The organism is Streptomyces sp. NBC_01750, from assembly GCF_035918095.1.
Lineage (GTDB): Bacteria > Actinomycetota > Actinomycetes > Streptomycetales > Streptomycetaceae > Streptomyces.
In genome coordinates, this window is the sequence record NZ_CP109137.1 from 3,700,822 (window position 1) to 3,716,351 (window position 15,530).

Here is a 15,530-nt window from a genome sequence, read left to right on the forward strand (position 1 = left end):
GGCCTGGTTCAGCCGCCGCACTGCGCGAGCATCGTCTTCTTGTCCGCCGTCGTCACCGGCAGTTCGTACTTGACCGCCACCTGCGCGACCCGTACCGCGTACGAGCAGCGGATCCGCTTGTTCGGCGGCAGCCAGGACGCCGGGCCCGAGTCGCTCTTCGAGCTGTTGGCGCTGCCCTCAACGGGCAGCAGGTTCAACGGGTCGTTGGCCAGCCGCTGCCGCTTCGTCCTGTCCCAGCGGGCCGCGCCCATCTGCCAGCCGTAGGAGAGCGGGATGACATGGTCGATCTGGACCGCCGATGCCTTCTGCTTCTTCCAGTCGATGACGGTGCCGGTGTACGGATCGTTCAGCGTCATGGCGATGACCACGCAGTCGGATCCTGAGCGGTAGCGCAGCTCGCGGCCGTCGCGGGCGAGCAGATCGTTCCGCGTATCGCAGCCGTTCCGTGCCAGCGGCACCCCGTCGGCCGTGTCCATCCAGGCGTATCCGAAGCGGTCCCGGGCGTAACCGGTCTTCGGGCCGCGGCCCTTGGTGGACACCTTCTCGATCAGCCGGCGGGCGGCGGCCCTGTCCTGTTCGGAGGCGAGGGGGGCGAGGCCGGGCTTCGTCCCCTGGGGGTTGACGAGCGGGCTGGTGCCGGAGCCCGAGCCGCCGGCGGAGGGCACGGAGGCGGCGTCCGAGGGCTTGGCGTCCCCGGTGAGTCCGCCGCCTTCGCAGCCTGCGAGCAGTGTCCCCGCCACGACTGCCGTCAGTCCGCCTGCGAGCACGCGCGATATTCGTACCCCGAGTCTGTTCACGCTCGCACCCTACTCAAGTCCCGTACGGGGCAGATCAGTTCGGGAGCATTACGGAGCCTATGCTCTGCTATCAACCGCTATGGGATCGTTCATGCCGCGCTTCGGCGCGCGGAAGGCGGAGGGGGCGCGTAGCGTCGAAAGCACCAAGTCTGCAATCCACCTGTCCCGAGGAGAGCAACAGCGATACGCGCACAGAGATACACATCCGCACACGCACCGCCCACGGAGCCGAGCCGGCCCCCGCGGGCGGTGTGCCGTTCCGGGCCCGGCGCGCACGGGCCCGTGCGCGGCGGCCCGGCGCTGTCCGTGGCCTCACACCTTGCCGATGCCGAGCGTGGTCACTCCGGGCAGCAGGCCCGTGCCCAGCACCTCGACCCAGAGCGGCCCGAGCAACTCGACGAGGCGGTCGCGGTCCTCGTCCGCGAGAGCCGCCCAGGGCGCGGCGGCCAGTTCGTCCGTACGCCGCTCGACCTCGGCCCGCAGCTCCCGCCCGGCCTCGGTCGCCGCACCGTCCGCGTCCAGGAGCCCGCGCGCCACGAGCCGTTCACGCGCCGCGTCCCACTCCTCCCCGCTCCAGCCGCGGCTCGTGAAGGTCTCCGCCGGGGCCGCACCGATGCCCGCGAAGGAGACCAGCGCCTCGACGGGGTCGAGACCGGCGGTCAGAAGTGCGGCGAGATGGCCGTCCCCGCGGTGCTCGCGCAGGATGGTCGCGGCCTGCCAGAGCACGAGATGCGGTGCGTCCGGCCAGGACAGCTCGGCATTGGCGGCGGCGAGGGGCCGCCCTTCGGTGTTCACAGCCTCAGCGGCCCTGCGGGCGAGGGCGGCGGCCTCCGCGAACTCGGGGCTGTCCGCGTTCTCGCCGAATATCGTGCGGTACGCCCGGTCGATCCCGCGCAGCCGGGCCGCGAGCACCTTGTCCGGCGCGGCGATGTCCCACGCAACGGGGACGTGCTCGGCGACCATGCGCGGGCTGAAGCTGTAGAACGCCGAGGCCACCTGCCGGGCTCCGGGCGAACCGAGCGGAGCGGACCGCAGCGCGAAGTAGCTCGGCCAGCGCTCCCCGGTCTCGCAGCCCAGCGCGGCCACCTCGTCGAACACCTGCGGCGCGTAGTAGAGCACGGCGTGCAGGGGCTCCAGCAGATGCCACATCTGACGGACCCGGCCCAGTTCCTCGGACATGTCTCCTCCGCCCATCTCTCATCTTGCCACCGACAAGATTGCCCTTCCACTCTGAACTTGTCAATGCCTAGATCCCGCGTAGCCTGATCCCATGAGCGAGCGCACGTACCACCACGGAGATCTGCGGCGGGCCGTCCTCACCGCCGCCCTCGACGTCATCCGCACCGAAGGCCCCTCGGCCCTGAGCCTGCGCGACCTGGCCCGTCGCGCGGGCGTCTCCCACGCGGCCCCCGCCCACCACTTCAAAGACCGCAGCGGCCTGCTCACGGCGATCGCGACGGAGGGCTACGGCCTCCTGGCCGCCTCCCTGGCCGACGCCCCCGACCTGCGCGAACGGGGCGTGCACTACGTCCGTTTCGCGATCGGGCACCCCGCGCACTTCCAGGTGATGTTCCAGCCGGACCTGTACCGCCCCGACGACCCGGAACTCCTGGCGGCCAGGGCCCGGGCCGCGGAGGAACTCCGCGCGGGAGTCGCGGACCGCACCCCCGTAGAGGACGACGGCCTGATGGGTATCGCGGCGTGGTCGGTCGCCCACGGATTCGCCACGCTGCTGCTGAGCCACAACCTGGACCGGCCGGTGGGCGACCGCGACCCCGAGGAGGTCTTCCGCGCCCTGACCGGCGTGACCTTCGGAGCCCGGCCGAAGGGTTCGACGGCCGGCGACGACAGGAGCCCTACGAACCCAGAATCGTCGTGAGGAACTCGCCCGTCCACGCCAGCAGTTCGCGCCCCACCACCGGCTTGCCGCCGATCTTCCCCGCTGTCGGGCGCGGGACCAGGATCTGGTGGACCGCCGGCTTGATCACCGTACGCGGATACAGACGCTTCAGCCGCAGCTCCTGCGACTCCCTCAACTCCACCGGCGCGAAGCGGATGTTCGGGCCCTGGAGCACGATCTCGCCGACCCCGCACGCCCGGGCCAGCATCCGCAGGCCCGCCACCAGGAGCAGGTTCTCCACCGGTTCCGGGAGCTTGCCGTAGCGGTCGGTGAGTTCCTCACGGACCGCCTTGATGTCCTCCTCGGAGTTCGCCGAGGCGATCGCGCGGTACGCCTGCAGACGCAGCCGCTCGCCCGGTGCGTAGTCGTGCGGAACATGCGCGTCGACCGGGAGCTCGATCTTGACCTCGAGCGGGGGCTCCTCCTCCACGCCACCGTCGACCGCGGCGCGGTAGTCCGCCACCGCCTCGCCCACCATGCGGATGTACAGGTCGAAGCCGACACCCGCGATATGGCCGGACTGCTCGCCGCCCAGCAGATTGCCCGCGCCGCGGATCTCCAGGTCCTTCATCGCGACATACATTCCGGCGCCCATCTCGGTGTGCTGGGCGATCGTCGCGAGGCGCTCGTGGGCGGTCTCGGTGAGCGGCTTCTCCGGCGGGTAGAGGAAGTAGGCGTAACCGCGCTCGCGGCCCCGGCCCACGCGGCCGCGCAGCTGATGCAGCTGCGAGAGACCGAAGTTGTCGCCGCGCTCGACGATCAGCGTGTTCGCGTTGGAGATGTCGATGCCGGACTCGACGATCGTCGTGGAGACGAGCACGTCGAACTTCTTCTCCCAGAAGTCCACCACGACCTGCTCGAGCGCCGACTCGGGCATCTGGCCGTGGGCGGTCGCGATACGGGCCTCGGGCACGATCTCGCGCAGCCGGGCCGCCGCCCGGTCGATCGACTCCACTCGGTTGTGGATGTAGAAGACCTGCCCCTCGCGCAGCAGTTCCCGGCGGATCGCCGCGCCGAGCTGCTTCTCCTCGTAAGGCCCCACGAAAGTGAGCACCGGGTGGCGCTCCTCCGGCGGCGTGGTGATCGTCGACATCTCGCGGATGCCGGTGACCGCCATCTCCAAGGTGCGAGGGATGGGTGTCGCGGACATCGTCAGTACGTCGACGTTGGCGCGCAGCTTCTTCAGCTGCTCCTTGTGTTCGACGCCGAAGCGCTGCTCCTCGTCGACGATGACCAGTCCCAGGTCCTTGAACGTGGTCTCGGACGAGAACAGCCGGTGCGTGCCGATGACGATGTCGACCGAGCCGTCCCGCAGGCCCTCCAGTGTCGCCTTCGCTTCCGCGTCCGACTGGAAACGGCTCAACGCCCGCACATTCACAGGGAATTGGGAGTAACGCTCGGAGAACGTGCCGAAGTGCTGCTGCACCAGCAGTGTCGTCGGCACCAGAACCGCGACCTGCTTGCCGTCCTGGACCGCCTTGAAGGCCGCCCGTACCGCGATCTCCGTCTTTCCGTAACCGACGTCGCCGCAGATCAGCCGGTCCATCGGGACCGTCTTCTCCATGTCCTCCTTGACCTCGGCGATCGTGGAGAGCTGGTCGGGCGTCTCCACATACACGAAGGCGTCCTCCAGCTCCCGCTGCCAGGGGGTGTCCGGGCCGAAGGCATGGCCGGGCGCCGCCATCCGCGCCGAGTAGAGCTTGATCAGGTCGGCGGCGATCTCCTTGACCGCCTTCTTCGCACGCGCCTTGGTCTTCGTCCAGTCCGCGCCGCCGAGCCGGTGCAGGGTCGGGGCCTCGCCCCCGACGTACTTGGTGACCTGCTCCAGCTGGTCGGTGGGAATGTAGAGCCGGTCGCCGGGCTGGCCGCGCTTGGCCGGGGCGTACTCGACGAGCAGATACTCGCGGGTGGCGTTCTGCACGGTCCGCTGCACCATCTCGATGTAGCGGCCCACGCCGTGCTGCTCGTGAACGACGTAGTCGCCCGCCTCCAGAGTGAGCGGGTCGATGGTCTTGCGACGGCGGGTGGGCATCCGCTGGCCGTCCTTGCCGGCCGCCTTCTGGCCCGACAGGTCGGTCTCCGTCAGCACGGCGAGCTTGAGGCCCGGGTCGATGAAGCCGTAGTCGATCGAGCCGCACGACACATGGACGACGGACGGGGAGATCTCGTCGAGGTCGGCGTCGAAGCGGGCCGCGATGCCTTCGCCGCCCAGCACTTCGACCGTACGGGCCGCGGGGCCGTGCGCCTCTGTCACGTACACCGTGCGCCAGCCGTCCGCCAGCCAGCCCTTGGTGTCGGCGAGCGCCCGCGCGGTGTCGCCGCGGTACGTCTCCGGGGCGTGCATCCCCAGCTTGACGGTCTCGTCCGACAGCTCTTCGTCGGCCGCGAACGGCGAGACGGACCACCACATCATCCCGAGCTCGCGCGCCCGGTCCCGTACATCCGCGATGCCCCACAGCGACGCTGCGCCGACATCGATCGGGGCGTCGCCACCGCCGGCCGTCGCCGCCCAGGATGCCTGCAGGAACTCCTGGCTCGTCGCCACCAGGTCCGCGGCCCGCGACCGCACCCGCTCCGGGTCGCAGACCACGGCCATCGAGCCCTTGGGCAGTACATCGAGCAGCAGCTCCATGTCGTCGACGAGGACCGGCGCGAGGGCCTCCATCCCCTCGACAGCGATGCCCTCGGCGATCTTGCCGAGCAGCTCACCGAGCTCCGGGTGCTGCTCGGCGAGGGCCGCGGCCCTTTCCCGTACGTCGTCGGTCAGCAGCAGCTCGCGACAGGGCGGCGCCCACAGCCCGTGTTCCGCGACCTCGAGCGAGCGCTGGTCCGCGATCTTGAAGTAACGGATCTCCTCGACGTCGTCGCCCCAGAACTCCACCCGAAGCGGGTGCTCCTCGGTCGGCGGGAAGACGTCCAGGATGCCGCCGCGAACAGCGAACTCACCGCGCTTCTCGACCAGTTCGACCCGGGAGTACGCGGCTGCGGCCAGCGCCTCGGTGACCTCGCCGAGGTCGGCGGACTGCCCGGTGCGCAGAGCCACCGGCTCCAGGTCGCCGAGCCCCTTGACCTGCGGCTGCAGTACGGAGCGGATGGGCGCGACCACGACCGACACCGGCCCGGCGGCGGGGTCGTCCTGTGCCGGGTGGGCCAGCCTGCGCAGCACCGCGAGCCGGCGGCCCACGGTGTCGGAGCGGGGCGAGAGCCGCTCGTGCGGGAGGGTCTCCCACGAGGGGTACTCGGCGATGCCCTCCTCGGGCAGCAGCGAGCGCAACGCGGCCGCCAGGTCCTCGGCCTCCCGCCCGGTCGCCGTGACGGCCAGCACCGGGCGCCCGGCCTCCCGGGCGAGCGCGGCCACCGCGAGGGGGCGCGCGGCGGGCGGGCCGACCAGGTCGACATGCATACGGTGACCGTCCGCGGCAGCCTTCACCGCTTCGGCGAGCGCCGGGTCACGTACGACGGCATCGAGCAGACCGTGCAGGCTCATGAAGGGCTTCCATCCGGGGAGTGGGCAACGCGAACCGCCCGACACGTCGAACGGGCCGGGGTGCTTCCAGCCTACGGCCGCCGACTGACAGCCGCGTCCGGAACCCTCGCGGGGCGGGGACACGGCCCGCCGCCGTACGGACGCGGCCGCGTTCCTTGTCCATGTCGTGGCCATGACGGGGCGCGGCGGCGGCGCGGCTCACCGGGTCGCCGGGGGCCGACGGGCCCCGACCGGATCGCCCAGGAGCCGACGGGGCCGACGCCGGGCACGCCGACCGGGGGGCCTCGGGCACCGGGCCCGAAGCCGCAAGAAAAACCCCGGCCCCGGGGAGTTTGGAGGAACTCCCCGGGGCCGGGCCCCCTACCGTATCGCCACGCTTCCTACTCCGTGGCGATCGCGTTCAGGACGTTCATCCTGCCCGCCCTGAACGCGGGTACCAGTGCCGCGAACAGACCCACGAACGCAGAGCCCACAAAGACCGTGATGATCGTCGTCCACGGGATCTCCAGCACTCCCAGGCCCTCGAGCGCCAGCAGCTTCTGGGCCGCCGTGCCCCAGCCCATGCCGAGGCCGAGGCCCAGCAGGGCGCCGAAGAGCGCGATGACCACGGATTCCAGGCGGATCATCCGGCGCAGCTGGCGGCGCGAGAGGCCGATGGCCCGCATCAGGCCGATCTCCCGGGTCCGCTCGACCACGGAGAGAGCCAGGGTGTTCACCACACCCAGCACCGCGACGATGATCGCGAGCGCCAGCAGCCCGTAGACGATGTTCAGCAACTGGCCGATCTGGTCCTTCAGGTCCTGCTTGAAGTCGGTCTGGTTCTGCACCTTGTACTGCGGGTACTTGACGACCGACGCCTTGAGGGACGCGTACGCCTCCTTCTCCTTGCCGTCCTCCGCCTTCGCGAACATGATCATGTTCTTCGGCATCTTGTCGGCGGGGACGTACTGTGCGGCGGTCGTGATGTTGGTGTACATCGCGCCCTTGTCGACGTTCGTGTCGTCGGAGGTGATCGCCGCGACCTTCAGCCCGGCGGTCCGGCCGTTCTTGAACGCGACCTTGATCTCGTCGCCGACCTTGATGCCGTGTTCCTTGGCGTAGCGGTCGCCCACCGACATCGCGTCCTTGCCGTACGCCGCCGACAGCTCGCCCGCGACGGTCTCGCGGCGCAGATCCTGTGCGTACGTCGGGTTGGCGGCGATGACTTCCTCGTCCTCCGTCTTGCCGTCAGGGGCGGTCAGCTTCGCCGCCACGCCCTTGTAGTTGGTGACGTGTTCGATGTGCGGGGCCTTCTGCAGGGCCTTCTCGACCTGCGGCATGATCGGCTGGTTCTTGCCGGACGAGATGATGAAGTCGGCGCCGACCGACCTGTCGAGCTCGTCCGTTGCCGAGGCCACCATCGAGGAGCCGACCACCGAGAGGCATGCCACCAGCGCGAGGCCGATCATCAGGGCGGCGCCGGTGGCTCCGGTGCGCCGCGGGTTGCGCAGCGCGTTGCGCTCCGCGAGCCGCCCGACCGGGCCGAACATCCGCAGCACGACCGCGCTGAGCGCCCGTACCACCACACCGGCGAGCAGCGGGCCGATGACGACGAAGCCGAGGAGCGAGAGGACCACGCCCAGGCCGAGGAAGATCGAGCCCTCGCTCGCCTTGTCGGCCTGCGTCGCGACAAGGAGCGCCGCGGCACCGGCACCCGTGAGGAGCAGGCCGATCCCGGCCCGGATCCGGCCGGCCTTGCCGTCGGCCGGTGTACCGGCGTCGCGCAGGGCTGCCATCGGGGAGATCTTCCCGCCCCGCCGGGCCGGGATGTACGCGGCGACGACGGTGACGACGATGCCGAGTACGAGTCCGACCACCGGGGTCGTCCACTTCACGGTCAGGTCCCTGGTGGAGAGCTCCATGCCCATGGAACCCATCAGCTTCATCAGCCCGACGGCCAGCCCCACACCTGCGGCGACGCCGGCGATGGAGCCGATGATGCCGAGCAGCAGCGCCTCGAGCAGTACGGAACGGTTGATCTGCTTGCGGCTGGAGCCGATGGCCCGCATCAGGCCGATCTCGCGGGTGCGCTGGGCGACCAGCATCGAGAAGGTGTTGACGATCAGGAAGATGCCGACGAGGAGGGCGATCCCGGCGAAGCCGAGCATCGCGTACTTCATGACGTCGAGGAAGGAGCCGACATCTTCACGGCTCGAGTCGGCGGCCTCCTTCGCCGTCTGCAGCTTGTATGTGCCGTCCAGGGTCTTCGCGACGTTCTGCTTGAGCTGCTCGTCGCTGACACCCGCCGCGGCTGTGACGGAGACACCCGTGAACAGGCCTTCCTTCCCGAGCAGTTCACGCTGCGCGGTGGCGGTGTCGAAGTAGACGACCGCCGCGCCCGGGTTGGTGACCTTGAAGGAGGCGATGCCCGTGATCCTGGCGGTGAGGTCGCCGGTGACGGAGATGGTGCGCAGTTCGTCGCCGAGCTTCAGATGGTGCTTCTCGGCGGTGTCGGCGTCGACCATCACCTCGGTGGGGCCGCGCGGTGCGTGGCCGGAGCTGATCTCCATCGCCTTGAGGTCGTTCTGGTTCCAGTTGCCGGCGATCGTCGGGGCACCGTTGCTGGAACCCATGTCCTTGTTCGCGGAGTTGACGACGGTCACGCTCATGCTGGAGACCGAGCCCTCGGCGGACTTGGCGCCTTCGGCCTTCGCCACCTTGTCGACGAGCGAGGCGGGCAGCGACTCGGGCTTGCCGGTACGCGGATTGTCGTCGTCGCCGGAGCCCTTGGGGCTGACCGTGACATCGGAGGCGGTCGCGGCGAAGAGCTTGTCGAACGTCGTGTTCATCGTGTCGGTGAAGACGAGCGTCCCCGACACAAAGGCCACCGACAGCAGCACCGCCACCGCCGAGAGCGCCATCCGCCCCTTGTGCGCGAAGAAGTTGCGCATCGAGGTCTTCCATACGGTCACGACGTCCGCCCGCGCGCGTCGAAGTCCTTCATCCGGTCCAGTACGGCGTCGGCGGTCGGCCGGAACATCTCGTCGACGATCCGGCCGTCGGCGAGGTAGAGGACCCGGTCGGCGTACGAGGCGGCCACCGGGTCGTGCGTGACCATCACGATGGTCTGGCCCAGCTCGTCCACCGAGCGGCGCAGGAAGCCCAGGACCTCGGCGCCCGCGCGGGAGTCGAGGTTTCCGGTCGGCTCGTCGCCGAAGATGATCTGGGGGCGGGCGGCGAGCGCCCTGGCCACCGCGACGCGCTGCTGCTGTCCGCCGGAGAGCTGGGTGGGCCGGTGCTTGAGGCGGTCGGACAGGCCCACCGTCTCCACGACCCGGTTGAGCCAACCGGCGTCCGGCTTGCGGCCGGCAATGTCCATCGGGAGCGTGATGTTCTCCAGGGCGTTGAGCGTCGGCAGCAGGTTGAAGGCCTGGAAGATGAAACCGATCCGGTCCCGGCGCAGCTGCGTGAGCTTCTTGTCCTTGAGCTTGGTGATCTCGGTTTCGTCGAGGTAGATCTCGCCCGAGGTGACGGTGTCGAGGCCGGCCAGGCAGTGCATCAACGTCGACTTGCCGGAGCCCGACGGGCCCATGATCGCGGTGAACTGTCCGCTGGCTATGTCGACGTCGACGTGGTCGAGCGCGACGACGCGGGTCTCCCCCGAGCCGTACGCCTTGACGACCTGACGCCCTCGCGCGGCGACGGCCGTACGCCCTCCGGTGTCCCCATGCGGGGGAATGGTCACAGCCGTTGTCACGGTATGTCTCCTCAATCAGTGATGAGCGGTTGTCGCCGCGTGCGGTTCGAGTCTGTCGGCGGAAGCGGTCCGGCGCGCTGGTGCGCAGCGCAGTCTTGAACCGGGGGTTTTCCCCACCCCCCGGTGGTGCGGGCCTCAGCTGCGCCGTAAGAACAAGCTAAGGAATCGAGCCGCTCCTCCTCGTCGTCCCCCGGGACGAACGCCCCCTGGCTATCAGTAAGGAGGAGCCCCTAGGGGAACTCCACCTCCGGGTGGACCCGCACTCGGTGAGCGTGCACCCTCCCCCTGCGTGAGGCTCAAGTGAGAAGGTGTCCGGGGAAATACGTGCAAGGTGAAAGGATCTAGGGGTGGGCGCCACCGGCGGCAGCACCGACAGCACCGACAGCACCGACAGCACCGACAGCGAGACATCCGGGGCGGCGACCGAGGCCTCCGCCACCCCGCGCGGCCGGGGCCCGGTCGTCGCGGCGCTGATGCTCGGCATGGCGCTCGCCGCGCTCGATGGCACCATCGTCTCCACCGCCGTACCGCAGATCGTCGGCGACCTCGGTGGCTTCTCGGTCTTCTCCTGGCTCTTCTCCGGCTATCTGCTCGCCGTCACGGTGACCCTTCCGGTGTACGGGAAGCTCTCCGACACCTTCGGCCGCAAGCCCGTCCTGATCGCCGGCATCGTCCTCTTCCTCCTCGGCTCACTGCTGTGCGCCGGAGCCTGGAGCATGGCCGCGCTGATCGCCTTCCGGGTGGTGCAGGGGCTGGGCGGCGGGGCTCTCCAGGGCACGGTGCAGACCATCGCCGCCGATCTCTATCCGCTCAAGGAACGCCCCAAGATCCAGGCGAAGTTGTCGACGGTATGGGCGAGTGCCGCGGTGGCCGGACCTGCGATCGGCGGCCTGCTGGCCTCGTACGCCGACTGGCGCTGGATCTTCCTGATCAACCTCCCGGTCGGCGCGGTCGCCCTCTGGCTGGTCGCCCGCCATCTGCGCGAACCGTCCCGTACGGACCCGGCCGCCCGCCCCCGGATCGACTGGCCCGGCGCCCTCGCCATCTTCGGCGCCGGAACCCTCATGCTCACCGCACTCGTCCAGGGCGGCATCGCCTGGCCCTGGCTCTCCGCACCCTCGCTCGCCCTGTTCGGCACCAGCGCGGTCCTCGTCGCCCTTACCGTCGTCATCGAACGCCGGGCCGCGGAGCCGATCATCCCGGGCTGGGTCTGGCGCCGCCGCACCATCGCCGCGGTGAACCTCGCGCTGGGAGCGCTGGGACTCCTGATGGTCGCACCGACGGTCTTCCTCCCCACCTACGCGCAGTCCGTCCTCGGCCTCGGCCCGATCGCGGCGGGCTTCGTGCTCTCGGTGATGACCCTGAGCTGGCCGGTCAGCGCCGCGCTGTCCAATCATGTCTACAACCGCGTCGGCTTCCGGCAGACCGCGATCATCGGTATCTCCCTGGCCGGCTTGATCCTTGCCGCCTTCCCGCTCCTCCCCTACCCGGGCGAGCCCTGGCAGCCGGCCCTGCTCATGCTGCTGCTGGGCGGGGCGCTCGGCCTGTTCCAGCTCCCGCTGATCGTCGGCGTCCAGTCGACGGTCGGCTGGTCGGAACGCGGCACCACCACGGCCTCCGTCCTCTTCTGCCGCCAGGTCGGCCAGAGCATGGGCGCCGCGCTCTTCGGCGCCATCGCCAACACGGTCCTCGCCTCCCGTCTGGGCACCGCGGGCGACCTGGACTCGGTCGCGCACGCCCTGGCTGATCCGTCCTCGCTGACGGCACAGGCGTCGGACCATCTCCGGCGGGCGGTGGACGCGGCGGTGGACTACGTCTACCTGGGCGCGGCAACGGCGGCGGGCCTGGCACTGCTGGTCCTCGTCTTCGTCGCGCCGAGGCGCTTCCCGGTCCTCGCCGACCCCGAATGAGCATCAGGAGCCGCACTTTGTGCGATCTCTGTGAAGTTCCTCCGCCCAGGACGGCCCTCCCTGCCCTTTGCTCATGACGCATGGCTACCGTGGAGCGGAGTGTGGTCATGCACATCGCAGGAAGATGACGAGAACGCGACGGGGGCTGTCAATGGCATGGGACGAGTGGGAGCAGGCCAAGTCCAGTTCGGCGCGGACCCGGCTGAATCAACTGCCGGCCGAAGGCGGCGGCTCGGGTGGCGGGAACAGTGACCTGACCGTCCATGACGACGAGTTGGGCAAGCTCGGCGACATGGCTCGCTCGTTGCGCGAGCAACTGTCGACCGACGGCGATCATGCCCGCGTGGCCACCTTCGAAGCCTCCAACGAGCTCTTCAACGGCGGGCTGGACATGGGTGCGGGCCTCCTCGAGGTGCACGACGCCTGGAGCACCAAGCTGGCCACCCTCAAGGAGGCCTGCGGGCACATTTCCAACCACCTCGACTATTCGAGCTCCACCCACGCGAAGCAGGAGAAAAAGATCGTTCTGGGAATGCAGGGCGCGGACGGCAAGACGATGTCCATCTCGCGCATCTACGACCAGATCAAGTAACGACGAGGGCAACGGGGAAACGGGTAGCTCGACATGGTGACGTGCCAGGAACTGCAGGATCTCAACCTCAGCAAGCTGAACACCGCGGTCACGCAGTGGCAGCAGATGCTCAACAAGCTGGTCACCCTCGCCGACGGGGGTGACGGCGGCATCAACGCCGCCGATCTGGAGCGCAAGGCCAACGCCGCGGACTGGAAGGGTGACAACGCCACCGTCACCAAGCAGTTCACCACCACCACGGCGCGCCAGTTCGACGACATGGTCACCGAGGCCCGCAGCATCCACAAGATCCTTGAAGAGGCCCACGCCAACCTGAAGAAGCACAAGGAAGATCTGAAGACCACGATCGACACGTGGGCCAAGAAGAACGTCTACATCGACGACAAGGGCGGCGCGATGTACTCCGGCCCGCAACGCGAGGTGGAGGGCGGCCCCAAGGAGCAGACCAGCCAGGAAGAGGTCGACCAAGCGGCACGCGAGGTCGGCAGGATCCTGGAGGCGGCGAACGAGACCGACCGGATCGCCGCGCGTGCGCTGCGCAAGCACGCCCAGAGCAAGTACGACTTCGACGAGACGGGCTACAAGGGCCTCAAGGACGCCGACCGGCAGCAGGGCATCGAGGACGCCGACGCGATGGTGAAGCTCGCGTCCAAGGGCGACGGGATGACCGACGACGAGCTGAAGCGCTTCAACGAGATCTCCAAGTACCACCGCGACAATCCCGCCTTCGCCGAGCGGTTCGCGACCAAGCTGGGGCCCGAAGGCACGCTCGAGTTCTGGCGCAGCCTCGCCGACCCGGGCAAGGGGCGTACGCCGGACCCGGACGGCGATCGCGCGAAGATCCTCGCCAAGGTGCAGGACAACCTGGGTATCACCCTCGCCAACGCCACCCGTGCCGACACCCCTGAAATGCAGGCGTGGAAGGACCGGATGATCGAGCTGGGCGACGATCCGATCAAGGCCAGGAGCGGCATCCCCAGCGCACCGTACGGCTTCCAGGTCCTGGGCCCGCTGATGACCGAAGGCAAGTGGGACACGGCCTTCCTCAACAAGTACGGCGAGAAGATGCTCGAGTTCGAGCGCAAGTCCGACGACCCGGTGCTGGGCGGCCCGAAAGAGCTCTGGGAGAACCGCTTCAACCCGGCCCAGCTCTCCTACCCGCCCGGCGGCACCAAGCCGGACAGCGACCCGGTCGCCAACCTGATGGAGGCGCTCGGCCACAACCCGGAAGCCTCCCTGCAGTTCTTCAACGGCTCGTCCGGCCAGGGCGACGACGCGATGAACAACTGGGACTACCTGGTCAACAAGGACGGCGAGGGCGCGCGCGAGTGGCCGACCGACGATGACGGGAAGACGACGGGGTTCAAGAACCTGGGCCACGCACTGGAGTCGGGGACGCTCGGGTACGCCTACGACCAGGACCCTCCGTCCGTCCCGCCGATGAACACCGACGAGGAAAAGGTGGCCCGGGACCAGCGCACCCTGCTCATGGACCAGGTCGTCGACCACTACAAGACGGCCGACACGATCGACAAGCAGGACGGGATCCGCGACAGCCTGGCAAATATGGCGGCCGGCCATATCGACAGCCTCAACTACTCCATGGGCGACTGGGGAGGCACGGGCGAGGCTTCGGGCAGGGACGCATTTTACGGAGCCAAGGCGGGTCATCTCCATGACTTCGGCGAGACGAGCAGCACGAACTTCCTGCGCGCCCTGGCCTCCGACGAGGGTTCGTACGAGACCGTTTCCACGGCCCAGCAGGTGTACGGCGCCAGCTCGATGTCCGCACACGGCGACAACCGCGACGACGCGATGAACGCGGGTCTGAAGAGCGTCAGGATGCACGGGCTTCTGGATGAGGCACGCGCCGAGGCCATCGGCAAGGAATTCGCCGATGACAAGACCCAGAGGAATCTGGAACTCGAAAAGCAGGGCGAGTGGCGCAAATTCGCCGGCGAAGCCGCGGTCGGCGTCGGTGTCGGCGTCGCGACCGCCATGATCGTCCCCACCGGTGGGGCAGCGCTGGTCGCCGTCCCTCTCGCCATCGAGACGATCGGGGGCGCAGCCAACACCCAGATCTCCACGAACACGCTCCAGTGGCTCCAGGACCACGAGTTCGACAACTACGACGATTCGGTCGCGGGCATCGACAAGGCCAAGTACGACGGAAGCAGAAACGCGATGACCCCTCTCCTGAACTACGCAGAGGCACACGGGATAAGCGGGAAGGAATTCGAATCCTGGGCCTCGCAGGCTGAGACCAAGTACAACGACGGCGGCAAAATCGGCGACACTGACGACGCCCGGGGCTGGTGACCATGAAGAGGCATCTCACGCTTGCCGCCGTGGCCGTGCTCCTGCTGGGTGCGGGCGCATGCACGGCCGACAAGGACCAGGCCAAGGGCAAGGACAAGGTCGAGGACGCTGCCCCCGACGACTCCACCTGCAACGAACTCCTGGGCAACGGCGGACTGAAATGGCTCAAGGACCACACGGGGGGCAAGGCACGCCTGAAGGTCCCCGACGATCTGAAGAGCGCGCGTGCGCTGTTCTACCGGCAGGTGGAGAACTGGGGCCCCGAAGATACCGGAGCCCCTACATTCCAGAGGGCCGATGTCTGCTTGGCGAGAACGGACGTCGCGGACGCGAAGAAGCAGCTCGAAATCCGTTACGGGCCCTCCTACTTCACATTCGACACCCCCTTGGACGAGGTTTCCGCAGCCGGCGACAAGGCGATCGAGACACCGGTGAACTCCGACGTCAAGCTGGTTCACGGGAAGGACCGCGACGGCGGGGTCAGCTACCGCGTGTACGTCAAGTGCAAGATCCCCGGCACGCCTGCGAAGCAGGAGAACGAGATTCCTGTCGAAGGCCGGCTGACCGACACGCTCACCGGCGACACCGGCGCCCGGGTCCACCTCACGCACCTGCTGCACTCCGCCAAGGTGGTGGCGGACAGCTTCGGCTGCGAGAACAAGCCCGTCGTCCCGGATGAGCCGCCCGCGTCGGTGGAGTGACACACCCGGCAGCGGAGCCTCAGCCTTCCTTCGCTGCGCGCCCCGGGGTCACGCGAATCCGGACCCGCCCTGCTCTCATGCCGCCATC

At 68.9% G+C, this 15,530-nt stretch carries 10 protein-coding genes; 5 read left to right on the forward strand and 5 right to left on the reverse strand.

Annotated features, from left to right (window positions below; all coding sequences use genetic code 11):
• Positions 1-8 precede the first annotated feature (8 nt).
• Both OG966_RS16470 and OG966_RS16475 read right to left on the reverse strand, forming a co-directional pair.
• The gene (locus OG966_RS16470) at positions 9-797 is read right to left on the reverse strand and encodes an HNH endonuclease family protein (RefSeq protein ID WP_326650403.1); all 789 of its coding nucleotides are present in this window, start codon (positions 795-797) and stop codon (positions 9-11) included.
• 312 nt (positions 798-1,109) lie between these two features.
• Positions 1,110-1,976: an SCO6745 family protein gene (locus tag OG966_RS16475; RefSeq protein WP_326650404.1), complete on the reverse strand. Its 867-nt coding sequence runs from the start codon at positions 1,974-1,976 to the stop codon at positions 1,110-1,112.
• Between the two features lie 91 nt (positions 1,977-2,067).
• Here OG966_RS16475 and OG966_RS16480 point away from each other — a divergent pair, with 91 nt between their 5' ends.
• Positions 2,068-2,676, forward strand: a complete 609-nt coding sequence (locus OG966_RS16480; RefSeq protein ID WP_326650405.1) for a TetR/AcrR family transcriptional regulator — start codon at positions 2,068-2,070, stop codon at positions 2,674-2,676.
• Here OG966_RS16480 and mfd read toward each other — a convergent pair.
• The 3 genes from mfd to OG966_RS16495 all read right to left on the reverse strand — a co-directional run bounded on the left by mfd (position 2,654) and on the right by OG966_RS16495 (position 9,920).
• Positions 2,654-6,184 (reverse strand): transcription-repair coupling factor, encoded by a 3,531-nt coding sequence (mfd, locus tag OG966_RS16485; RefSeq protein ID WP_326650407.1) that lies wholly within the window; start codon positions 6,182-6,184, stop codon positions 2,654-2,656. The genes OG966_RS16480 and mfd overlap by 23 nt on opposite strands.
• Positions 6,185-6,564: 380 nt before the next feature.
• A complete protein-coding gene (locus OG966_RS16490; RefSeq protein ID WP_326650408.1) occupies positions 6,565-9,135 on the reverse strand; it encodes an ABC transporter permease in 2,571 nt (856 codons plus the stop codon).
• On the reverse strand, positions 9,132-9,920 hold the full coding sequence (locus OG966_RS16495; RefSeq protein WP_326650409.1) for an ABC transporter ATP-binding protein: 789 nt from the start codon (positions 9,918-9,920) through the stop codon (positions 9,132-9,134). The genes OG966_RS16490 and OG966_RS16495 overlap by 4 nt, the downstream gene beginning before the upstream one ends.
• Before the next feature lie 347 nt (positions 9,921-10,267).
• Here OG966_RS16495 and OG966_RS16500 point away from each other — a divergent pair, with 347 nt between their 5' ends.
• The 4 genes from OG966_RS16500 (at position 10,268) to OG966_RS16515 (ending at position 15,442) form a co-directional block, all read left to right on the forward strand.
• Positions 10,268-11,830, forward strand: coding sequence for an MFS transporter (locus OG966_RS16500; protein ID WP_326650410.1), 1,563 nt, complete (start codon positions 10,268-10,270; stop codon positions 11,828-11,830).
• 151 nt (positions 11,831-11,981) lie between these two features.
• Positions 11,982-12,422, forward strand: coding sequence for a hypothetical protein (locus tag OG966_RS16505; protein ID WP_326650412.1), 441 nt, complete (start codon positions 11,982-11,984; stop codon positions 12,420-12,422).
• A 33-nt stretch (positions 12,423-12,455) separates the two neighbouring features.
• Positions 12,456-14,741 (forward strand): DUF6571 family protein, encoded by a 2,286-nt coding sequence (locus tag OG966_RS16510; RefSeq protein WP_326650413.1) that lies wholly within the window; start codon positions 12,456-12,458, stop codon positions 14,739-14,741.
• Between the two features lie 2 nt (positions 14,742-14,743).
• The gene (locus OG966_RS16515; protein WP_326650414.1) at positions 14,744-15,442 is read left to right on the forward strand and encodes a hypothetical protein; all 699 of its coding nucleotides are present in this window, start codon (positions 14,744-14,746) and stop codon (positions 15,440-15,442) included.
• The last annotated feature ends 88 nt before the right edge of the window (positions 15,443-15,530 follow it).